We start from the raw sequence: 21,160 nt of genomic DNA on the forward strand, positions 1-21,160 counted from the left end.
TCGCCGGGATCCGCTGACCGGTGTAACAACTCCGTACCCGCCAACCATCCGTCTCAACGCTGAGAAATGACTGAGACCTGCGGGAACGGGCCGCCCGGAGCGTGGCGGTCGGGTCAGCGGGCGGCCAGGTCGAGCACCAGTTGCGGCGCGACACCGAGCACCACGGTGGCCACCGTGGCCACCGCCAGCACCACGGCCACCACGCCCACCACGGGTACGGCCGCCGCGCCACCTGGGAGCGTCGAGGCCGGTGCGGGCGTCGCCGTCGGCGCCCACAGTGCGGCGGTCACCCGCAGGTAGTACGCCAGGCCGATCACCGCGTTCACCGCCACCACCAGCGCCAGCCAGGCGGCGCCGCCGTCCAGCAACGCCCGGACCACGGTCACCTTCGCGAACAGTCCCGCCAGCCCAGGCGGCAGACCGGCCAGTCCGACCAGCGCGAGGCCGAGCGCCGCGCCCCGCCACGGGTGCCGGCGGGCCGCCCCGCGCAGGTCGTCCAGCGTGCCGCCGTCCGCACCCGCCGGGCGCAGCGCGGTCACCGCGGCGAACGCGGCCAGCTCCAGGGCCACAAAGAAGACGGTGTACGCCACCGCGGCGGCGTACGCGGCGTCGCGTGCCTCACCCGTGCGGCCGGCGGCCAGCGCCAACGCGCCCAGCGGGGCGAGGATGTAGCCGGCCTGCGCGACCGAGGACCAGGCCAGCAGCCGGACGGTACGCCGCTGACGCAGGGCGACCAGGTTGCCGACGGTCATGGTGAGCACCGCGAGCAGGGCGAGCACCGGACCGGTCTGATCGGCCGGCAGTGCCCGCTGCACCACGGCGAGCAGCGCGACCACCCCGCCCAGCTTGGACGCCGTGGACAGGTAGGCGGCCACCGGCAACGGTGCTCCGTCGTAGGTGGCCGGCGCCCAGGCGTGGAACGGCACCGCCGCCACCTTGAAGGCCAGCCCGACCAGCACCAGCGCCACCGCTGCGGTGGTCAGCGGCAGGTCGCGCAGCTCCGGCTGCTCGGCGAGCAGCGCGCCGAGCCGGTCCAGGTGCAGTCCGCCGGTCACCGCGTACAGCAGCGCGGCACCGAGCAGCGTCACTGTGGTGGCCACCACACTGACCACGAAGAAGGTGACCGCCGCCTCGGCACTGGCCAGGCTCCCCCGACGCAGGCCGACCAGCACGTACAGCGGCAGGGTCAGCGTCTCCAGGGCGACGATCAGGGTGATCAGGTCGCCGGCCGCGCCGAGCACCACGCCGCCGGTCATCGAGCAGGCGAGCAGGAAGCAGTACTCCCCCACCGGCGACCGCCCCGCCCGCAGCGCGGGCACGGACAGCCCGAGCACGCCCAGCGTGAGCAGCGCCACCACCGCGCCGACCAGGGCCGCTCGACCGCCGAAGATCCAGGAGCAGTCGGCGCCGACGCAGAACGTCTGTCGCTCCCCACCCGCGCCCACCACGGCGGCGCCGACGGCGGTGCCGAGCGCACCGAGCGCGGCCACCACGATCGTGGCCCGCGGCCGGGCCAGCAGCAGGTCGGTGATCAGCACGAGCACGGCGGTGCCGGCGGCCAGGTAGGCCGGCAGCAGCGCCACGCTGTCCACGCTCTGCACCACGTTCACGGGAAGACCACCCCCACGAGGGCGTCGACCGGGGCCTCGGCGACGCCGAGAACGAGCGCCGGGGCCAGCCCGATGGCCAGCGCGAGCAGGACCAGCGGCACCCACGCGGTCAGCTCGGCACCGGCCAGAGCGGGGCCGACCCGGCCGACCGCAGTGCTCGGCCGACCGTGGGTGACCTGGCGCAGCAGCCGCAGGAAGTACGCGGCGGTGAGCGCGCCGCCGATCGCGGCCAACACCCCGAGGGTGGTCCAGAGCGGGCCGCCCACCTGGACCGCTGCGATCACCGCGAACGCCTCCCCCCAGAAGCCGGCCAACCCGGGCAGGCCGAGCGACGCGATCGCCGCGAACGCGAGCAGACCGGCCAGCCGGGGCGCGGTCTCCCGCAGCCCGGACAGCTCGGTGAGGCTGCCCGTGCCAGTACGGTCCTTCACCGCACCGGCCAGGAAGAACAGCAGACCGGTGATCACCCCGTGCGCGACGTTGCCGATCAGTGCCGCCTGGATGCCGGTGGTCGTCAGCGTGGCGACGCCCAGCAGCACGAAGCCCATGTGCCCCACGCTGGAGTACGCGATCAGCCGCTTGACCTCGTCCTGCGCCAGACAGACCAGCGAGCCGACCAGGATGGCGGCGACGGCCAGCACACCGAGCACCGGCGCCGCCCAGCGGGCGCCCTCCGGCGCCACCCCCACCGCCACCCGGATCAGGCCGTAGGTGCCCATCTTGAGCAGCACCCCGGCCAGCACGACACTGCCGACCGTGGGGGCCTGCGTGTGCGCGTCGGGCAGCCAGGAGTGCAGCGGCCAGAGCGGGCTCTTCACCGCGAACGCGAGCGCGAGCAGGGTGAACGCCGCGAGCTGGGTGCCTCGGGACAGCCCGCCACCACCGGTCAGCGCCACGATGTCGGCGGTGCCGGCGGCGGCGACCACGACATACACGCCGACCAGCAGCAGCACCGAGCCGAGCAGGGTGTAGAGCGCGAACTTGCGGGCCGCCCGACGCCGGTCAGCGCCACCCCAGCCGGCGATGATCGCGTACATCGGCAGCAGGACGACCTCGAAGAAGAGGAAGAACAGCACCAGGTCCAGGGCGAGGAAGGTGCCCAGGATGCCCACCTCGACCACCAGCAGCAACGCCACCAGCGTCCGGCCGCTGCCGCCCTCCGGCACCCGCCACAGCGAGTAGCCGCAGCAGAGCAGGGTGAGCAACGCGGTCAGCACCACCAGCGGCCAGGAGATGCCGTCGACGCCCAGGTGGAAGCGCAGCTCCAGGCCGGGCACCCAGGGCAGGTCCAGCTCGTGCCACGGGCGCACGGCCGGCGCGCCGGCCGACCACGCGAACCAACTCCGGTCGCCGAACACCAGCGGCACCGCGGCCAGCAGGGTCAGCGCCGCCGCGACCGTGCCGACCAGCCGGGCAGCCCGGTCCCGGGGCGTCGCGGCCACCGCGACCGCACCAAGTGCCGGCACCGCCAGTACGGCCACCAGCAGCACCTGCCCGAAGCTCATCGGGTCCCTCCGATCAGTGCGGCGGCCAGCCCGATCAGCAGCGCGCCGGCCAGCACCCCGGCGGCGGCACGGGGCAGCGCCGCCCGGTGCAGGGCGGCCAGCCCGGCACCCAGAGCGGACGCGGCCCGCCCGCTGCCCTCGACCGCCCCGTCCACGACCACCTCGTCGCCAGTGCGCGCGACCCGGGCGAGTGCGCGGACGGGGCGTACGACCAGGGCGTGCTGGACGTCGTCGAGCCGGAACGCGCGGGCGAAGACCGGCCGCAGCGGACCCAGCGCGGACGCCGGGTCGGCGGTCCGGTCCCGGCGCCAGCCCAGCACCACCAGCCCCGCGCCGACCAGCAGCAGCGCCAGCGGCAGCAGCAGCCCCGGCCCGAGATGGACCAGGCCGTCCTCGGCGCCCGCCACCGGCACGGTGGGGAACCGCAGCCGGTCGGCGAACGCCCCGACGAACCCGGCCAGGCCGAGCAACGCGGCCGGCACGGCCAAGAGCAACACCGGCCAGCGCAGCAGCGCCGGCGGGTCGTGCGGCTGGACCAGCGGCAGCCGGGGAGTGCCGAAGAAGGTCCGCAGCAGTAGCCGGCCGGCGTACCAGGCGGTGATCGCGACGCCGACAAGCCCGGCCAGCCAGACCAACCAGCCCACCCAGGACGGCGCCGGGCCGGTGCCCTCCCGGGCGGCCGCCTCGGCAACGGTCAGCACGCCGTCCTTGCTCCAGAAGCCGGCCAGCGGCGGCACCCCGGCCAGCGCGCCCAGGCCCACCACCGTGCACCAGAAGGTCACCGGCATGCAGCGACGCAGCCCGCCCATCTCCGACATCAACGTGGTGCCCACGGCGTGGATCACCGCGCCAGCGGCGAGGAACAGCAGCGCCTTGAAAGCGGCGTGGGTGAGCAGGTGGAACAGCGCCGCCGACGGCGAGCCGACCGCCAGCGCGCCGGTCATGTAGCCCAACTGGGAGACGGTCGACCAGGCCAGGACCCGCTTGATGTCGTCCTGTGCGGTGGCCGCGAGGGCGCCGAGCAGCAGGGTGATCGCGCCGATCACCCCGAGCACGGTCAGCGTCACCGGCGCGGCCGTGAACAGCGGGTAGAGGCGGGCGACCGCGTACACCCCCGCGGCGACCATCGTCGCGGCGTGGATCAGCGCGGAGATCGGCGTCGGGCCGGCCATCGCGTCCGGCAGCCAGGTGTGCAGCGGGAACTGCGCGCTCTTGCCGGCCACCCCGGCCAGCAGCAGCAGACCGGCGGCGGTCAGGGTCGCACCGGAGTGGTCGTGGGCGAGCACGTCGGCGATCCGGAAGCTGCCCGTGGACACGCCGAGCAGTGCGATGCCGAGCAGGAAACCGACGTCACCGACCCGGGTCACCAGGAACGCCTTCATCGCGGCGGCGGGCGCGCCGGGCAGCCGGCGGTCGTGGGCGATGAGCAGGTACGAGCAGAGGCCCATCACCTCCCAGCCGACCAGCAGCATGACCAGGTCGCCGGCGACGACCACCAGCAGCATCGCGGCGGTGAAGAGACTGATCTGCGCGGCGTACGGCGGATAGCGGTGGTCGACGTCGACGTCATCGTGCGGACCGCGCCGCAGGTAGCCGATCGAGTAGACCTGCACGGCCAGGGCGACCGCGGTGACCGCCACCGCGACCAGCGCGGCGGCGCCGTCCAGCCGGACCCCCAGGGTCACCGTCAACCCACCGATGTCGACCCAGGTGGTCGACGTCTCCCTTGGTTCGTCGACCGTGACCAGCAGCGCGACGGCCAGCGCCAGCGCGCCGGCAGCGCCGGTCACACCGAGCGCGACGGCCACCCGTCGGGCCCGGTCACCGCTCCCCGCGCCAGCGGTGGGATGGCGCGGGGCCGGCGGCAGCAGCAGGCCGAGCAGGCCGGCGACCAGCGGTACGGCGGGCAGCAGCGCCCCCAGCAACCCGGTCACCGGCCCACCTCCGGGTGCTGGCCGGCGCTAGCGGCGGCCGGCTGCGGCATGCCGGCGGGCCGCAGTGACTCGGCGGGCTCGGTCAACGGCACCTCGTCCACCGCCACGGTGGCCCGTAGCCGGTAGAGCTGAAGGACGATCGCCAGCCCCACCCCGATCTCGGCGGCGGCGAGGACGATGACGAAGAGCGCGAAGACCTGACCGGAGTGCGGCAGCACGGAGCGCGCGGTGGTGTCCGCGGTGACCAGGATCAGGTTCACCGCGTTGAGCATCAACTCGACCGCCATCAGCACCAGCACCGCGTTGCGCCGGCGCAGCACCCCGTAGACGCCGAGGCCGAACAGCAGCGCGGCGGTGACGTACGGGATGACCGGCCTCACCGTCGACCCCCGGTCTCCACGTCGACCTCGCCCGGCTCGGCTGTGCCGTCGGAGCCGGGGCCGGGCCGGCCGATATCGGGCCGGGACAGCACCACCGCACCCACCAGTGCGGACAGCAGCAACACCGACAGCACCTCGAACGGCAGCACCCAGGACCGGAAGATCTGCTCCCCCAGCCGCTCGGCGGTGCCCGCCCCGGGCAGCGCCACCGTGCTCCACCGGTACGCGTCGACGAGCAGGACGGTCAGCCCCAGCCCGGCACCGCCACCGATCAGCGCGGCCGGCCAGCCGGGCCGGTCCAGGTCGTCGGAGGCGCCGATCGGCGCCCGGGTCAACATCACCGCGAACAGCAGCAGCACCACCACCGCGCCCACGTAGATCAGCACCTGCACCCAGGCCACCAACTCGGCGCTGAGCACCAGATAGTCGCCGGCCAGCGCGCCCAGGCAGACCACCAGGTAGAGCCCGGCACGGACCAGGTGTTTGGTGGTCACCACCAGTACGCCGGAGCCGACCGCCACCGCACCGAGGGCGAGCAGCAGCAGGTCCGCGCCGGTCACCGGGCCGCCCTCACAGCTCGGACCGCCCCGCGTCGCGCCGTCACGACGCGGGACCCGGGTCGGTGCCGGGCTCGGGGCGTACCGCCGGCGGAGCCGGGCGTGCGGCGGCCGCCTTACGCGCGGCCGCCGTCTCCTCCTTGGCCGGATCGCCGTTCGGGTCGTGCGCGGGCGGCGGCGGGACGGTGGCCATCCACTGACCGAGGTGGTCCTTGTCGTGCAGCAGGTCCTTGATGTCGTACTCGGCGTACTCGAACTCGGGCGACCAGTACAGCGCGTCGAACGGGCAGACCTCGATGCAGATGCCGCAGTACATGCAGAGCGAGAAGTCGATGTCGAACTTGTCGAGCACGTTGCGCTGGCGGGGGCGGGCGGCGCCGGGGACCGCCACCTCCTCCTTGTGCGAGTCGATGTAGATGCACCAGTCCGGACACTCACGGGCGCAGAGCATGCAGACCGTGCAGTTCTCCTCCGAAAGCGCGATCACTCCGCGCGAGCGGGGCGGCAGCTCGGGGACGACGTCGGGGTACTGCTGCGTGGTCGAGCGGCTGGTCATCGTCTTGAGGGTGACCGCCAGCCCCTTTACCAGGCCCGCGCCGGGAAGGCCGCGCTCGCTGGCGCCGGCCGGGTCGCCGTGCTCGCTGGGGTCGCTCATGTGGACCATCCTGCCCTGTGGCCCCGGCGCGCGCGACCACCACCCGTGCGTCGACGGCGGTACCCGTGGTCGCGGGGAGAGCTGACCATCCCGTTGGACCGGTTCACGCGCCGGTAGCGGCGATACCTCCGGTCGGCGGGAGCATCTCGACGCCGAGCTGCTGGAGCAGCTGGAACAGCTCGTTGCAGCTCCACACCTCGACGATCCGGCCGCTCGCGTCGAAGCGCAGGAACGTCGCCCCGGAGTAGCTGACCACCTGCCCGGTCGGCGGCACCGGCCCGAACTGCCCGGCCTGGGTGCCGGCCGCCCGCCAGTGCACTGCCACCCGCTCACCGGCGGCCAGCACGTCCACGATCTTGTAGCGCAGGTCCGGGAAGGCGGCCCGCCGCTCGCGGTGCCAGGCCAGCGTGGCCTCCGGGCCGGTGCCGCCCAGCCCGGGGCACTCGTCGGCGATCAGCTCGTACGCCGACTCCTCCCGGCGGGCGTTCCACACGTCGGCGATGAATTGCCGGGCCGCCGCCTCCACATCCGTCATCCCGGCAGGTTAGCCGGCACCGAACCGGTCGGGCAGGACCGGTCGGATCGCGAGGCGGTCGTGGCCGGATCGCACGCCGGCGCGCAGCGCGGACCGTAATCCGCGACGATGGGGACGAGACGGCAAGCAACCGGAGGAGTGACGTGGGCGAGGAAACACGCGGGAAGTACGTCGAGCCGGGCGCCGAGTTCACCCGGGACCAGCGGTACATCGCCACCCGGATCACCGCCGACGGGCGGGACGGGTACCCGGTGGAGCCGGGCCGGTACCGGCTGGTGGTCAGCCGGGCCTGCCCGTGGGCCAACCGTCTGATCATCGTGCGGCGGCTGCTCGGTCTGGAGGACGACATCTCGATGGCGGTGGCCGGTCCCACCCACGACGCCCGGAGCTGGACGTTCGACCTCGACCCGGGCGGGCGGGACCCGGTGCTCGGCATCGAGCGCATCCAGGAGGCGTACTTCAAGCGCTTCCCCGGCTACGAGCGGGGCATCACCGTGCCCGCGATCGTCGACGTGCCGACCGGGCAGGTGGTGACCAACGACTACGCACAGATGAGCCTCGACCTGTCCACGCAGTGGGGCGCGTACCACCGCGAGGGCGCCCCGCAGCTCTACCCCGAACACCTGCGGGCGGAGATCGACGAGGTCAACGACATGGTGTTCCGGGACGTCAACAACGGCGTCTACCGGTGCGGCTTCGCCGGCAGTCAGGAGGCGTACGACAAGGCGTACCACCGGCTCTTCGACCGGCTGGACTGGTTGACCGAGCGACTGGCCGGCCAGCGCTACCTGGTCGGCGACACCATCACCGAGGCCGACGTGCGGCTCTTCACCACGCTGGTCCGCTTCGACCCGGTCTACCACGGCCACTTCAAGTGCAACCGGCAGAAGCTGAGCGAGATGCCGGTGCTCTGGGCGTACGCCCGGGACCTGTTCCAGACCCCCGGGTTCGGCGACACCATCGACTTCGATCACATCAAGCGGCACTACTACGAGGTGCACCTGGACATCAACCCGACCGGGATCGTCCCGCTCGGCCCTGATCTGTCCAACTGGATCACCCCGCACGGTCGGGAGGCCCTCGGTGGCCGGCCCTTCGGCGACGGCACGCCGCCACCGCCCCCGGCCGAGCCCGTCGACCCCGCGCACACCCCGCTGCGCTGACCCGCGGCCGAGTCAGAGGGCGATGCGCACGGCGGCGGTGAGCACCAGCTGCGCGAGGGAAGCCGGCACCAGCACCAGCCAGCAGAGCCGCTGGAGCTGGTCCTCGCGCAGCCGGGGGTAGGACACCCGGAGCCAGATGATCACGAACGCCACGGCGAAGACCTTGAGCAGGGTCCAGAGCCAACCCAGCTGATCGTCGGCGAACGGACCCTGCCAGCCGCCGAGGAACAGCACCGTGGTCAGCGCGGCGATCACCACGATGCCGACGTACTCGGCGAGCAGGAAGAACGCGAAGCGCAGGCCGGTGTACTCCGTCATGTACCCGAAGACCAGCTCCGAGTCGGCCACCGGCATGTCGAACGGCGGCCGGCGGATCTCGGCCAGCCCAGCGACGAAGAAGATGATCATCGCGGGCGCCTGCCAGAGCAACCACCACGGCTGCCACGCCTCGACGATGCCCGACAGGCTGAGCGTGCCCGCCGCCATCGCCACCGAGGCGGCGGCCAGCACCAGCGGCAGCTCGTAGCCGAGCAACTGGGCGGCCCCGCGCAGCCCGCCGAGCAGGCTGTACTTGTTGGCCGACGCCCAAGCCGACATGAGCACCGCCACCACACCGACGCCGACCACGGCCAGCACGAAGAACAGGCCGATGTCCAACGGCTGCCCGACCAGGTCGTTCGGGCCGAGCGGAATGACGAGCAGCACCAGCAGGTAGGGCACCAGGGCCACCGCCGGCGCCAGCCGGAAGACCGCCCGGTCCGCCTCGCGGGGGGTGATGTCCTCCTTCTGCACGAACTTGACCCCGTCCGCCACGAGCTGCGCCCAGCCGTGGAAGCCGCCCGCGTACATCGGACCGAGCCGGCCCTGCATGTGCGCCATCACCTTGTGCTCGGCCTGCCCGACCAGCAACGGCAGGGTGAGGAACGCGACCAGCACGCCACCCACCCGCAGCACCAGCTCCACCCAGAGCGGCATCAGGCCGTACCCCCGTCGTGCTCGGTCCGGTCGTCGCGCGCCGGCGGGTCCGCAGCCGGACCGTCGGCCGCGCCGGGCGCGGGCTTGTCCCCCGGGCCGGCTGCGGGCGCGGGCTTGTCCGTCGGGGCCGGGCCGGCGCCGGGCGCGGGCTGGTCGGCCGGGGCCGGGCCGTCGGCGGTGCCGGCAGGCCGGGGAGTACGCGCCGGACGGGCCCCCGGAGCGGGCCGCGCGGGCCGCTCACCGGCCGGTCGGGCCGGGGTGCCGCCACGCGGACCCTCCCCCACGCCGCCCGCGCCGGCCGGGGTGGGTGTGGTCCCCCACTCGCCCGGCGCCGGCACGCCCGGCGGGCGGATCGGTCGACGGCCACCGCCGGCCTCGGACTCGCCCGGTTCCTTCGCGCCCGGCCAGGGTTTGGCCACCCGGGAGGCGAGCACGAACTCCTTGCGCAACGGATGGCCCTCGAACTCAGGCGGCAGCAACAGCGGTCGCAGCTCGCCGTGACCGGCGAAGCCGATGCCGAACATCTCGTGCGTCTCCCGCTCGTGCCACGCGGCGCCCGGGTAGACGTCGACCACCGAGGCCACCGTGGCCGCGCCGCGGGGCAGCCGGGTGCGCAGCAACACGCCGTGCCGCAGCCGGGTCGACCAGAGGTGCGCCACCACGTCGAAGCCCTCGGCCAACTCGTCCACGGCCGAGAGCCAGTCGAAGAAGTCGCAGGCCAGCTCGGTGTCGTCGCGGGCGGCGCGTACCGCCTCCGGCCAACTCGCCGGCGGCACGTCGACGGTGGCCCGGGCGAACCGCTGCCCGCCGGAGACCGACGGGGTCGCCTCGACCGGAGCGAGCAGCGCGACCAGCCGAGCGCCGACCTCTTCGGGAGTCATGCCGCTGATCCTAGGACGTCTGTCCCGCGTGGGCCCGGCCCGCGCCGGTCCACCGCCGGCACCCGGCGATCTGCCCGCTTTGCGGACGGCACGGCGGTCGGCGGGGAAAGATGAGGGGCGTGCGCGCTGTGACTGTGAAACCAGGGGTCGCCAACTCGCTGAGCCTCATCGAGGATCAGCCCGAGCCGCCGCCCGAGGAGGGTGCGGTCCTGGTCGAGGCGCTGGCGGTGGGGATCTGCGGCACCGACCACGAGATCATCGCTGGGGATTACGGCGAGGCGCCGCCCGGCGCGGACCGCCTGATCATCGGGCACGAGTCGCTGGGCCGGGTGCTGGAGGATCCGACCGGCACCCTGCAACCGGGCGACCTGGTGGCCGGGATCGTCCGGCACCCCGACCCGGTGCCCTGCCCCAACTGCGCGGTCGGCGAGTGGGACATGTGCCGCAACGGGCAGTACACCGAGCACGGCATCAAGGCGCTGCCCGGTTTCGCGCGCGACCGCTGGCGGATCGAGCCCGAGTTCGCGGTCGGGCTCGACCCGGCACTGGCCCGGGTCGGCATGCTGCTGGAGCCGACCAGCGTGGTGGCCAAGGCGTGGGACCACATCGAGCGGATCGGGCACCGGGCCGAGTGGCAGCCGCAGACGGTCCTGGTTACCGGGGCCGGGCCGATCGGGCTGCTGGCCGCGCTGCTCGCCACCCAGCGCGGGCTCGCCGTCCACGTGCTGGACCGGGCGACCTCGGGGCCGAAACCGGAGCTGGTTGCCGCGCTCGGCGCCACGTACCACGCGGTGCCGGTCAACGACCTGCCCTTCGATCCGGACGTGGTCGTCGAGTGCACCGGTGCGCCCACGGTGGTCATCGACGTGATGTGCAAGGCGGCCCCGACCGGGATCGTCTGCCTGGCCGGGGTGTCCAGCGGCGGCCGGACCATCGACTTCGACGCCGGGGCGCTCAACCGGGCACTGGTGCTGGAGAACAACGTCGTGTTCGGCTCGGTGAACGCCAACCGGCGGCACTGGACCATGGCCGCGCAGGCACTCGCCCGCGCCGACCAGTCCTGGCTCGAATCGCTGCTCACCCGTCGGGTGCCGGTGGAGCGGTACGCCGAGGCGTACACCGCCGAGGCGAACGACATCAAGGTGGTGCTGGAGTTCGCCTCCTGATCAACGCGCTGCCGGCTCAGATGCCGGGCAGCCGGCCGTTGCGGAACAGGTCCACGAAGAGCTGGTGGTCCTCCCGGGCGCGCAGCCCGTACGCGTGCGCGAAGTCCACCAGATGGGTGACGAAGCCCGACTCGTCGGCGCCCACCACGGCGACGATCGCCTCCTCGGTGGAGTAGTCCACCAGGTCGTGGCTGGACTCGTCGTCGGCGACCGAGTGCATCCGGGCCACCGCCCGGCCGAGGTCGACGAGCACCCCGGTCAGCTCCTCCGGCTCGTTGACGTCGGACCAGTCCAGGTCGGCGGCGTATGGGGAGACCTCGGCGACGAGCTGGCCGGCCCCGTCCAGCTCGGTGAAGCCCAGCCACGGGTCGGCGTGCGCCTGCAACGCCCGCTGCGACTCGGCGGTCCGGTGGCCCTGGTGCTGGAAGTAGCCCCGGACCGACTCGTCGGTGACGTACCGCGCCACCGCCGGCACCTGCGCCTGCTTCATGTAGATGACGACGTCGTTCTCCAGCGCCTGGGTGTGCCCCTCCAGCAGCAGGTTGTACGACGGCAGCCCGGCCGAGCCGATGCCCACCCCCTTGCGCAGCACCACGTCCTTGATCTGTGCCGCCACCGGGCGCGGCCGGGCCGAGGCGGTGGGCAGGGTGCCCAGGTAACCCTGGAAGGCGGCGAGGACCTTGGCCCGGGTGTCCCCGTCGATCTCGAAGACCCCGTCGCTCACGGAGAAGCGTCGCTCGTAGTTGTCGATGGTGGTCTGCGTGGCGAGCAGGTCGACCCGGGTGTTGAGCCGGGCCTGCTGGAGCACCCGGCGCAGCACCCCGTCGGCGTTGTCCAGGGTGATCGAGCCGATCGCGTCGTCCCCACCGGCGGCGATCGCCCGCAGCTCGGTCAGGTACGACCGGGCGAAGCCGGCCACCAGGTTGCCGATCACCGTGTCGGAGAGCGCCTTGCTGTAGCCGAGCAGCGCCACGCTGGCCGCGAACCGCCGCAGATCCCAGGTGAACGGCCCGACGTACGCCTCGTCGAAGTCGTTGACGTTGAACACCAGTTGCCCGGAGGCGTTCATGTAGGTGCCGAAGTTCTCCGCGTGCAGGTCGCCGTGGATCCACACCCGGCCGGTCCGCTCGTCCAGGAACCGGTCGTCGGCGAAGTCGCCGCGCTGGTCGGCGTAGAAGAGCGCGGCGCTGCCCCGGTAGAACGCGAACGGCGACGCCGCCATCTTGCGGAACTTACGGCGGAAGGCGGCCGGGTCGATCGCCATCGAGGCGCCGAACTCCTCGGTGAGCACGTGCAGGATGTGGGCGGACCGCTGGTCCACGGGGTTGCTCATGGTCCGCAGGCTAGCCCGGCCCCACCACCCCGGGTGATCAGACAACCGACTGGTCCGCTCGGGCCGACCGGGCGAGGTGGGGGCCGTCTCAGTCAGCGGTGGGCGGGCGTACCGGAGGTGCGGTGAGCGAGTCGACGGAACGCGGGGCGGCGGCTTCGCGGGGCGGGGCGTCCAGCGGCGCGGCGAGCAGATCCGGGCGGGGCACCCCGCCGATGCCGGACTGCTCGGCGGCGATCTTCTCCTGCAGGCGCAGGATGCCGTGCAGCAGCGCCTCCGGCCGGGGCGGGCAGCCGGGCACGTAGACGTCGACCGGGATGAGCTGGTCGACGCCCTTGGTCACCGAGTACGAATCCCAGTAGGGGCCGCCGCAGTTGGAGCAGGCACCGAACGAGATGACGTACTTTGGCTCCGGCATCTGGTCGTAGAGCCGCTTGATCGCCGGGGCCATCTTGTCGGTCACCGTGCCGGAGACCACCATCAGGTCGGCCTGCCGGGGACCGTGGGCGAACGGAATGACGCCGAGCCGCATGAAGTCGTGCCGGCCCATGCTGGTGGCGATGAACTCGATCGCGCAGCAGGCCAGGCCGAAGTTGAAGACCCAGAGCGAGTAGCGGCGCCCCCAGTTCAGCACGAACCGGATCGGCTCTCCCAGCACTGCCGGTAGCTGCACGACGCCCCCCTCCTGTCACCCACTGGACAGTCAACCACAGCGTCCGGCGGCAACCCCGAGGGCCGCTGTGGACTTCTATCGGGGTACGGCGCCGAGAACGGCCGGGCCCGGATGTCCCGCACCCGACATAGAACCTCCGCCGTCGTGCGCAACCGGCCGACGCGTCCGGTTGTGTGACCGGTGCTGGCGGACTCACCGCCCGCGGCCACCACGGGGAGGACGAGTGCTTGTGACGAGAGACGTACGGGTGGGTGGACCCCCACCCGAGCCACCGGGAACCACAGTCCCCCCGCCGGCCGAGCTGGTCTTCGACGACTTCTATCACGCCCACTTCCGCGGGCTGGTGGTGCAGCTCACCGCGTACACCGGCGACCGCGGGCAGGCGCAGGACCTGGTTCAGGAGGCGTTCTGCCGGGCGTACACCCGGTGGGACCGGCTGGCCCGGTACGAGGACCCGCTGGCCTGGGTGCGCCGGGTCGCCTGGAACCTCGCCCACAACCGCTGGCGGCGGCTGCGCACCGCCCAGGCGTGGCTGCTGCGGCAGCGGGAGACGCACGTAGCGGGGCCGAGCCCCGACCGGGTCGCTGTCGACGCTGCGCTGGCGCAGTTGCCCCCAAAGCAGCGGCGGGCCGTCGTACTGCACTACCTCGCCGACCTCTCGATCGCCGAGATCGCCGCCCAGGAACGGGTCGCCGAGGGGACGGTCAAGTCCTGGCTGCACCGGGGGCGGGCTGCCCTCGCGACACACCTACGCGACACCAACGAGGAGGTGCGGGATGTCTGAGCAGGAGACCCTCGGCCTCGCCGAGGAGTTCGCCCACTACCGCCGTACCGTGCTGGCCGAGGTCGAGGTGCCCGGACCCGCTGCCGTCCGGCGGGCGGCACGAGGGCGCGGCCGTCGCCGGTTGGCGGCGACCACCACCGTGGTGCTCGCGCTGTTCAGCGGGTCGGCCGTCGGGTACGCGGCGATGAACGACCCGGAGCTCCGCCCGGGTCCGGTCGAGCCCACGCCAAGCGCGCCGGTGTCGCCGTCGAGCGCCCCACCCAGCCCGACCGCCAGCCCTTCCGCGACCAGCGCCAGCCCGACCTCGCCCGGACCCGACGGCCGGCTCAGCCGGTCGCAGCTCCTGGGCGCGCCGGTGACCCTGCCGGCGTGGCGGGCCGGACGCGGCTGCCCGACGTCGGGCGTACGGCTCACCGCCGACGCCCGGGAGGGCGCGAACTGGCTCCAGGCGCTCGACCACGGCGACGTCGACGGGGACGGCGCGGTGGAGACGGTGGCGCTGGTGCAGTGCGTGCTCGGCACCGGCGGTCCGCAGCAGGTGGTCGTCTTCGACCGGGATGACACCGGCCGGCTCGTCACGCTGGGTCGGGTGGTGGCGACGACCAAGGACAAGCCGCAGTGGCTGTTCGCGCTCGACGTCGTCGACGACGGCACGGTACGGGCGCAGGTCGGCGACATCGCGCCCGGAGGCGGCTGGCCCGGCGAGTGGTCACAGCGGCAGTGGCGTGGCTACCGCTGGCAGGGTGACGCCTTCGCCCAGGTCTCCGGCCCGACCAGCTTCGGCCCGAACCCGCACTCGGCGGATCTCGCCGTGACCGCCACCGATCTGGTGCTCGGCACCGCGTCGGACGGTTCCCACACGGGTACGACGACGGTACGGATCCGCAACCGGGGCGCCGGGCCGGTCCCGTACGTGTCGCTGCGGCTGAACGTGCCCCCAGGCGTGCGCCCGGACGTCGACGGCTGGGCCCCGTGCCGCAACGAGCCGCAGACGACCCAGGAGCCGGTGACCTGCGACCTGGGCAGGCTGGAGGCAGGGGCCGAGATGACGCTCACGCTGAGTTTCCGAGCCGGCGAGGGCGTCACGGTGGGCACGGGAACCGCCGAGGTGGACGCCCGGCCGATGGACAGCGGGTTCAACTTCCTGCTGGACACCCACGACGCCGACAACGTGGTCCGGATCGCCTATCGGTGAAGCGCTCGACGGGTTCGCGACGGCCGTGCCGTACGCCGGGTGGCGTGCGGCACGGCCGTCGCTCCCGTCACCAGCTCGGGCGTTGCAGCAGGCCGACGAACTCGACCAGCAGCCGCTCGCGCAGCGCTGGCGGCGCGGCGTCGAGCAGCGTGTTCACCAGCGCCATCCGCTCGGGCAGCGGCCCGACGCCCGAGTCGCCGTCCGGACCCGGCTCGGCACCCAGGCCCAGCCCGGCGGCCAGGCCGACGACCAACTCCGGGGTCAACGCGTCCGGCGTGAGGGCGCCGACCACGGCGCTCAACTCCGCGGGCAGTTGGACCGGGCCGGCCGCCCGGGCAGCCGCCACCGCGTCGGCCAGGTCCGGCCCGAACTCGGCCACCCGCGGCGCCACCGCGGCGGTCACCGTGAGGTGCACACTGGCCGGCAGGCCGGCGTACGACAACTGCGGCTGGGTGTGCCAGCCGCGCGCGGTCAACTCATCGACGAGGACGAACAGGTCGGGGCCGCCCTCGGTGGCGGTGAAGCAGACCACGGTGGACTCCGGCTCGGCCATCAGCCGCAGCCCGTCGACCCCGCGCACGGCGGCGGCCAGCCCGGCCACCGCTTCCCGGGTGCGCTCGGCCAGCGCCAGGTACCCGGCGTCGCCGAGGTGCCGCAGGGTCGCGTACGCGGCGGCGATCGGCCCGCCCGAGCGGGTGGAGGCGATCGTTGGGTTGATCATCGTGTAGCCGGGCCAGTCCGCGTAGGCGAAGTACTGCGGGGCGCGCAGCGCGGCGTCGCGGTGCAGCAGCACGGACACCCCCTTCGGCGCGTACGCGTACTTGTGCAGGTCGACCGAGATGGAGGTGACCCCGGGTACCGCGAAGTCGAACGCCGGCACCGGGGCACCGAGGCGGCGCAGGTACGGCAGGGTCCAGCCGCCGAAGCAGGCGTCCACGTGGCAGCGCACCCCGGCCTCGGCCGCCGCCGCCGCGATCTCCGCGACTGGGTCCACCACGCCGTGCGCGTACGACGGCGCGGAGCAGGCCACCAGCACCGTCTCCGGGCGGATCGCGGCGGCCATCGCGGCCGGGTCGGGGCGCAGCGTGTCCAGGGAGACCGGCACCACGTCCAGTGCCACCCGCAGGTAGTGCGCCGCCTTGGCGAACGCCGCGTGCGCGCTCGCCGGCCCCACGATCCGGGGTGCGGCCAGCTCGGGGTGGGCGTCCCGGGCCGCCTTGACCGCGAGGATCAGTGACTCGGTGCCGCCACTGGTGACACTGCCGACCACGTCCGGGGCGGTCGTGCCCGGCCCACCGCCGAGCACCCGGCCGGCCGCGCCGACCAGCGCGTTCTCCATCGCCAGCAGGGACGGGAACGCGGTCGGGTCCAGCCCGTTGACGTGCGCGCTCTCCCGGTGTGCGGCGGCGGCGAGGTCGTCCAGCCCCGGCACCGCCGGGTCGTAGACGTACGCGAACAGCCGCCCGCCGTGGGTCGGCCGATCGCCCGCGCGCAGCTCCCGAACCTCGGCCAACGCGACGTCCGCCGCCACCCCGTCCCGGGACAGCGCCCCGGCCCACACCCTGTTCTCGTCGATCATGGACCTGTGGTGCCCTTCTCGTGACGGTCAATGGCTTTCGTCCCCCACCACAACCCCATGATCGACGCGCCGGTTGTGCGTGGCTGCGGCGAGGAGGGCGGGGGTGAGGGTGTAGCGGCGCAGCAGGAGGACGGGGAGACCTACCAGCAGGGCGGGCAGGACGGTGAAGCCGAGCAGGACGCCGAGGCGGGCGGTGTCGGACTGGGCGGCCGCCGTGCCGGTGTCGGAGGAGACGTAGCCGGAGAACTGGAGCACCAGGCCGTAGATGCCCGGGCCGAGGGCCAGACCGAAGGTCTCCCCGGCGGTCCAGAGGCCGGTGAAGACGCCGGCCTGTCGCCGGCCGGTGCGCGCCGTGTCGTACGCGATGCAGTCCGGCAACATGGCCAGCGCGAACACCTGCTGACCGGCGTAGCCGACGCCGATCACCGCGACCAGGAGGTAGACCGCGACCGGCGGCAGCGCCGGCGCGGCGACCAGGGCGAGTGCCCCGGCGGCGAGGATCAGCGCGGCGGCGACCAGGGCGGCTCGCTTACCCAGCCGGGCGCCCACCCGGGTCCAGAGCGGCATCACCAGCAGCGCCGGCCCGACGAAGCAGACGAAGAGCAGGGTCGGGCCGCTCTGCTCGTCGCGCAGGATCTGCCCGGCGAAGTAGTTGACCCCGGCCAGGATGGTCGCCACGCCGGCGGACTGCACCACGAAGCAGATCAGCAGCGCCCGGAACGGCCGGTTGGCGCCGGCCACGGCGAGCTGGGCGCGCAGCGTCGGCTCGCTGCCGCCCACCGTGCCGGTCGGGGCGGACCGGGTGCCGAAGAACGCGCCGACGGCGCCGAGGGCGATCAGCACCGCCACGAACAGGCCCATCCACCGGTGCCCAGGCAGGCCGTCACCGCTCGCGGTCACCACCAGCGGGGCGACCGCGCCGGAGACCAGGATGGCCAGTGCCAGCACGGCGATCCGCCAGGTCATCAGCCGGGTACGTTCGGCGTAGTCGTCGGTCAGCTCCGCCGGCATCGCCACGTACGGCACCTGGAAGAAGGCGAACGCGGTGGCGGTGGCGAGGAAGGCGAGCGCCACGTACGCCGGGGCGGCCGGTCCGTTGCCGAACGGTGCGGCGAAGATGGCCGCGAAGAGCACGGCGAGCGCGAGGCCGGCGACGAGCAGGTACGGCCGGCGGGCGCCCCAGCGCGACCGGGTGCGGTCGGAGATTCGCCCGGCGACCGGGTTGACCAGCACGTCCCATGCCTTGGGCAGCAGCACCAGAAGGGCGGCCACCCCGGCGGCGACGCCCAGCGTGTCGGTCAGGTACGGCAGCAGCAGCAGACCGGGCACGGTGCCGAACGCGCCTGTGGCCAGTGAGCCGAGCGAGTACCCGGCGTGCACCGACCGGGGCAGCGGACCGGCGGCGGGCGAGCCGGCGTCACCCGGCGGCGGGTTCATGGGGCCGAATGTCACTCACGTTATGGCGCCGGTCACATCCCCTCATCCGGCGACCAACCCGCGGCCCGGATGTCCACGCCCTCGCCGCGCAGCGGTGTCCCCTCGGCGCGCAGCCGGGCCCGCGCCTCCCGCTCGTGCCCCGGGGGCAGCCGACCGGCGGAGGTGACCACCCGGTGCCAGGGCACCGAGCCGCCGTGCCGGGCCATGATGCTGCCCACCAGCCGGGCCGACGCACGGCCGGAGCGCTCGGCGAGCGCGTCGGCCACCGCGCCGTACGACATCACCCGCCCGGGCGGGATCCGCTCGACCAGGTCCAGCACCGCCTCGACGTACTCGTCCGGAGTCACAGTCCGCCACGATATGGGAACGCGACCGGGCCGCGCCGCACCGACCACGCAGAATGGGCGGGTGCGCGACGCAGTCACGGCGGCCCGACGGGTCGTCGTCAAGATCGGATCCTCCTCGTTGACCACCGCCAGCGGCGGGCTGGCCGACGAGCGGGTCGACGCGCTGGTCGACGCTCTCGGCAGGCTCGCCGCCGAGGGGCGCGAGGTGGTGCTGGTCTCCTCGGGCGCCATCGCCGCCGGCCTGTCCCCGCTCGGGCTGGCCCGACGCCCGCGCGACCTGGCCACCCAGCAGGCCGCCGCCAGCGTCGGGCAGGGCCTGCTGATCGGCCGGTACGCGGCCAGCTTCGCCCGGCACCGGCTGACCGTCGGGCAGGTGCTGCTCACCGTCGACGACGTGACCCGACGGGCGCACTACCGCAACGCGTACCGCACCCTGCGCAAGCTGCTCGACCTGCGCGCGGTGCCGATCGTCAACGAGAACGACACGGTGGCCACCGACGAGATCCGGTTCGGTGACAACGACCGGTTGGCCGCCCTGGTGGCCGCGCTGGTGCACGCCGATCTGCTGCTGCTCCTCTCCGACGTGGACGCACTCTGGACCGGTGACCCGGCCCGCCCGCACTCGACGCGGATCGCGGATGTCCGCGACGAGGCCGACCTGGCCGGGGTCGCCATCGGCAAAGCCGGCCGCTCCGGGGTCGGCACCGGCGGCATGGTGACCAAGGTCGAGGCCGCCCGGATCGCCACCGGCTTCGGCATCCCGGTGGTACTCACCGCCGCCGACCTGGCCGCCCCGGCGCTGGCCGGCGAGCCGGTCGGCACGCTGTTCCACCCGCAGCGGCAGCGCCCGGCGGCCCGGCTGTTCTGGCTCGCCCACGCCACCTCACCACGGGGGCGGCTGCACCTCGACCCGGGCGCGGTGGCCGCCGTCGTCGGGCGGCGCAAGTCGCTGCTGCCGGCCGGCATCACCGCCGTGGACGGGACGTTCACCGCCGGCGATCCGGTCGACCTGGTGGACACCGCCGGCGCGCCGGTCGCCCGAGGGCTGGTCAACTACGACGCGGTGGAGCTGCCCGGGCTGCTCGGTCGCTCCACCTCCGAACTCGCCGCGGCGCTCGGCCCGGCGTACGAACGGGAGGTCGTCCACCGCGACGACCTCGTACTGCTGTGAGCAGCTTGTCATCACGTGAGGAGTGCAGGATGAGCGTCGTCGAGCAGGCCCGACGGGCGCGGGACGCCGCCGCGGAACTGGCCGTGGCGACGCGTACCGCCAAGGACGCCGCGCTGGCCGCGATGGCCGACGCCCTGGTGGCGCGTACCCCGGAGATCCTCGCCGCCAACGAGACGGACCTGGCGGCCGGTCGGGACGCCGGGCTGACTGCGGCCGCGCTGGACCGGCTCGCCCTCGACGCGGGCCGGGTGGCCGGCATCGCCGACGCGCTGCGCCAGATGGCCGCGCTGCCCGACCCGGTCGGCGAGGTGGTCCGCGGCTCGACCCTGCCCAACGGCCTGGAACTGCGCCAGATCCGGGTGCCGTTCGGGGTGGTCGGCATCATCTACGAGGCACGTCCCAACGTGACCGTGGACGCGGCCGGGATCTGCCTCAAGTCCGGCAACGCGGCGCTGCTGCGCGGGTCGTCCTCGGCCGCGCACTCCAACGCGGCGCTGGTCGCGGTGCTGCGCGACGCGGTCGCCGGGGCGGGGCTGCCGGCCGACGCGGTGCAGCTGCTCGACGCCAGCTCCCGCGAGTCGGTCAAGGAGCTGATGCGCGCCCGAGGGCTGGTCGACGTGCTCATCCCGCGCGGCGGCGCGTCACTGATCCGCACCGTGGTCGAGGAGTCGACCGTGCCGGTGATCGAGACCGGGGTGGGCAACTGCCACGTCTACGTGGACGCCGCCGCCGACGTGGCGAAGGCCGTAGCGGTGACGCTGAACGCCAAGACCCAGCGGCTGTCCACCTGCAACACCGCCGAGTCGCTGCTGGTGCACGCGGACGTCGCGGACGCGTTCCTGCCGCCGATGCTGGCCGCGTTCGCCGAGGCCGGCGTGACCGTGCACGGTTCGCCCGAGGTCGCGGGACACTCCGCCGCCGTGGTCCCGGCCACCGAGGAGGACTACGCCACCGAGTATCTCTCCGCGGACATCTCCGTCGCGGTGGTCGACTCGCTGGACGCGGCGGTCGCGCACATCCGGCGCTACGGCACCGGGCACACCGAGGCGATCCTCACCGACTCGGCGAACGCCGCCCGCGAGTTCGTCGCCCGGGTGGACGCGGCGGCGGTCATGGTGAACGCCTCGACGCGGTTCACCGACGGCGGCGAGTTCGGCTTCGGCGCGGAGATCGGCATCTCCACACAGAAGCTGCACGCCCGCGGCCCGATGGGCCTGCCCGAGCTGACCAGCACCAAGTACGTGGTCACCGGGGACGGGCACCTGCGCTAGCGGTACGGGCCG

Annotated in this window: 19 protein-coding genes and 1 pseudogene; 6 read left to right on the plus strand and 14 right to left on the minus strand. The window is 73.7% G+C overall.

Features of this window, described 5'->3' with window-relative positions; translation table 11 throughout:
• Positions 1 to 113: 113 nt before the first annotated feature.
• The 7 genes from ABZV00_RS03065 to ABZV00_RS03095 form a co-directional block, all read right to left on the minus strand.
• On the minus strand, positions 114 to 1,610 hold the full coding sequence (locus ABZV00_RS03065; RefSeq protein WP_355601386.1) for an NADH-quinone oxidoreductase subunit N: 1,497 nt from the start codon (positions 1,608 to 1,610) through the stop codon (positions 114 to 116).
• Positions 1,607 to 3,115 carry an NADH-quinone oxidoreductase subunit M gene (locus tag ABZV00_RS03070; RefSeq protein ID WP_355601388.1) on the minus strand — a complete coding sequence of 503 codons (1,509 nt, stop codon included), beginning with the start codon at positions 3,113 to 3,115 and terminating at the stop codon, positions 1,607 to 1,609. Before ABZV00_RS03070 ends, ABZV00_RS03065 begins: the two co-directional genes overlap by 4 nt.
• Positions 3,112 to 5,049, minus strand: coding sequence for an NADH-quinone oxidoreductase subunit L (locus ABZV00_RS03075; protein ID WP_355601390.1), 1,938 nt, complete (start codon positions 5,047 to 5,049; stop codon positions 3,112 to 3,114). Before ABZV00_RS03075 ends, ABZV00_RS03070 begins: the two co-directional genes overlap by 4 nt.
• Positions 5,046 to 5,429: an NADH-quinone oxidoreductase subunit NuoK gene (gene nuoK / locus ABZV00_RS03080; protein ID WP_355601392.1), complete on the minus strand. Its 384-nt coding sequence runs from the start codon at positions 5,427 to 5,429 to the stop codon at positions 5,046 to 5,048. Before nuoK ends, ABZV00_RS03075 begins: the two co-directional genes overlap by 4 nt.
• Positions 5,426 to 5,989 carry an NADH-quinone oxidoreductase subunit J gene (locus ABZV00_RS03085; RefSeq protein ID WP_355601394.1) on the minus strand — a complete coding sequence of 188 codons (564 nt, stop codon included), beginning with the start codon at positions 5,987 to 5,989 and terminating at the stop codon, positions 5,426 to 5,428. Before ABZV00_RS03085 ends, nuoK begins: the two co-directional genes overlap by 4 nt.
• 40 nt (positions 5,990 to 6,029) lie before the next feature.
• Complete coding sequence (locus ABZV00_RS03090) at positions 6,030 to 6,650, minus strand: NADH-quinone oxidoreductase subunit I (RefSeq protein ID WP_328420615.1); 621 nt, start codon at positions 6,648 to 6,650, stop codon at positions 6,030 to 6,032.
• A gap of 94 nt (positions 6,651 to 6,744) precedes the next feature.
• Positions 6,745 to 7,176 (minus strand): ester cyclase, encoded by a 432-nt coding sequence (locus ABZV00_RS03095; protein ID WP_355601397.1) that lies wholly within the window; start codon positions 7,174 to 7,176, stop codon positions 6,745 to 6,747.
• Positions 7,177 to 7,319: 143 nt separating this feature from the next.
• On the opposite strand from ABZV00_RS03095, the gene ABZV00_RS03100 reads away from it, so the two are divergent.
• Positions 7,320 to 8,339, plus strand: coding sequence for a glutathione S-transferase C-terminal domain-containing protein (locus ABZV00_RS03100; protein ID WP_328420619.1), 1,020 nt, complete (start codon positions 7,320 to 7,322; stop codon positions 8,337 to 8,339).
• A gap of 12 nt (positions 8,340 to 8,351) precedes the next feature.
• Here the strand turns inward: ABZV00_RS03100 and ABZV00_RS03105 are convergent, their stop codons facing one another.
• Together ABZV00_RS03105 and ABZV00_RS03110 are read right to left on the minus strand one after the other, a co-directional pair.
• A complete protein-coding gene (locus ABZV00_RS03105; RefSeq protein WP_210917475.1) occupies positions 8,352 to 9,314 on the minus strand; it encodes a complex I subunit 1 family protein in 963 nt (320 codons plus the stop codon).
• A gap of 314 nt (positions 9,315 to 9,628) precedes the next feature.
• Positions 9,629 to 10,195: pseudogene (locus ABZV00_RS03110) on the minus strand (NADH-quinone oxidoreductase subunit C); the annotation flags it as partial.
• Between the two features lie 119 nt (positions 10,196 to 10,314).
• Here ABZV00_RS03110 and ABZV00_RS03115 point away from each other — a divergent pair.
• Positions 10,315 to 11,361 carry a glucose 1-dehydrogenase gene (locus tag ABZV00_RS03115; RefSeq protein WP_328420626.1) on the plus strand — a complete coding sequence of 349 codons (1,047 nt, stop codon included), beginning with the start codon at positions 10,315 to 10,317 and terminating at the stop codon, positions 11,359 to 11,361.
• A gap of 16 nt (positions 11,362 to 11,377) precedes the next feature.
• Here ABZV00_RS03115 and ABZV00_RS03120 read toward each other — a convergent pair whose 3' ends face one another.
• Both ABZV00_RS03120 and ABZV00_RS03125 read right to left on the minus strand, forming a co-directional pair.
• Positions 11,378 to 12,694, minus strand: a complete 1,317-nt coding sequence (locus tag ABZV00_RS03120; RefSeq protein ID WP_328420628.1) for a DUF2252 domain-containing protein — start codon at positions 12,692 to 12,694, stop codon at positions 11,378 to 11,380.
• 88 nt (positions 12,695 to 12,782) lie between these two features.
• Complete coding sequence (locus ABZV00_RS03125) at positions 12,783 to 13,364, minus strand: NADH-quinone oxidoreductase subunit B family protein (RefSeq protein WP_355601401.1); 582 nt, start codon at positions 13,362 to 13,364, stop codon at positions 12,783 to 12,785.
• Between the two features lie 247 nt (positions 13,365 to 13,611).
• On the opposite strand from ABZV00_RS03125, the gene ABZV00_RS03130 reads away from it, so the two are divergent.
• The gene (locus ABZV00_RS03130) at positions 13,612 to 14,148 is read left to right on the plus strand and encodes a SigE family RNA polymerase sigma factor (protein ID WP_355602002.1); all 537 of its coding nucleotides are present in this window, start codon (positions 13,612 to 13,614) and stop codon (positions 14,146 to 14,148) included.
• Positions 14,141 to 15,343, plus strand: coding sequence for a hypothetical protein (locus tag ABZV00_RS03135; protein ID WP_355601403.1), 1,203 nt, complete (start codon positions 14,141 to 14,143; stop codon positions 15,341 to 15,343). Before ABZV00_RS03130 ends, ABZV00_RS03135 begins: the two co-directional genes overlap by 8 nt.
• A 67-nt stretch (positions 15,344 to 15,410) precedes the next feature.
• On the opposite strand, the gene ABZV00_RS03140 is transcribed toward ABZV00_RS03135, so the two are convergent.
• Genes ABZV00_RS03140 through ABZV00_RS03150 form a run of 3 tightly spaced genes read right to left on the minus strand, consistent with a single transcriptional unit; the run spans position 15,411 to position 18,706 of the window.
• Positions 15,411 to 16,922 carry an aminotransferase class V-fold PLP-dependent enzyme gene (locus ABZV00_RS03140; RefSeq protein WP_355601405.1) on the minus strand — a complete coding sequence of 504 codons (1,512 nt, stop codon included), beginning with the start codon at positions 16,920 to 16,922 and terminating at the stop codon, positions 15,411 to 15,413.
• Between the two features lie 27 nt (positions 16,923 to 16,949).
• Positions 16,950 to 18,359: an MFS transporter gene (locus tag ABZV00_RS03145; RefSeq protein WP_355601407.1), complete on the minus strand. Its 1,410-nt coding sequence runs from the start codon at positions 18,357 to 18,359 to the stop codon at positions 16,950 to 16,952.
• A gap of 32 nt (positions 18,360 to 18,391) precedes the next feature.
• Positions 18,392 to 18,706: an MGMT family protein gene (locus ABZV00_RS03150; RefSeq protein ID WP_355601409.1), complete on the minus strand. Its 315-nt coding sequence runs from the start codon at positions 18,704 to 18,706 to the stop codon at positions 18,392 to 18,394.
• Between the two features lie 13 nt (positions 18,707 to 18,719).
• Between ABZV00_RS03150 and proB the strand changes: the two genes are divergently transcribed.
• Both proB and ABZV00_RS03160 read left to right on the plus strand, forming a co-directional pair.
• Positions 18,720 to 19,877: a glutamate 5-kinase gene (gene proB, locus ABZV00_RS03155; RefSeq protein WP_355601411.1), complete on the plus strand. Its 1,158-nt coding sequence runs from the start codon at positions 18,720 to 18,722 to the stop codon at positions 19,875 to 19,877.
• A gap of 29 nt (positions 19,878 to 19,906) precedes the next feature.
• Positions 19,907 to 21,148 carry a glutamate-5-semialdehyde dehydrogenase gene (locus ABZV00_RS03160; RefSeq protein ID WP_355601413.1) on the plus strand — a complete coding sequence of 414 codons (1,242 nt, stop codon included), beginning with the start codon at positions 19,907 to 19,909 and terminating at the stop codon, positions 21,146 to 21,148.
• Positions 21,149 to 21,160 lie beyond the last annotated feature (12 nt).

Origin of the sequence: Micromonospora sp. NPDC005173 (genome assembly GCF_040608515.1) — a bacterium.
Classification (GTDB): Bacteria; Actinomycetota; Actinomycetes; order Mycobacteriales; family Micromonosporaceae; genus Micromonospora.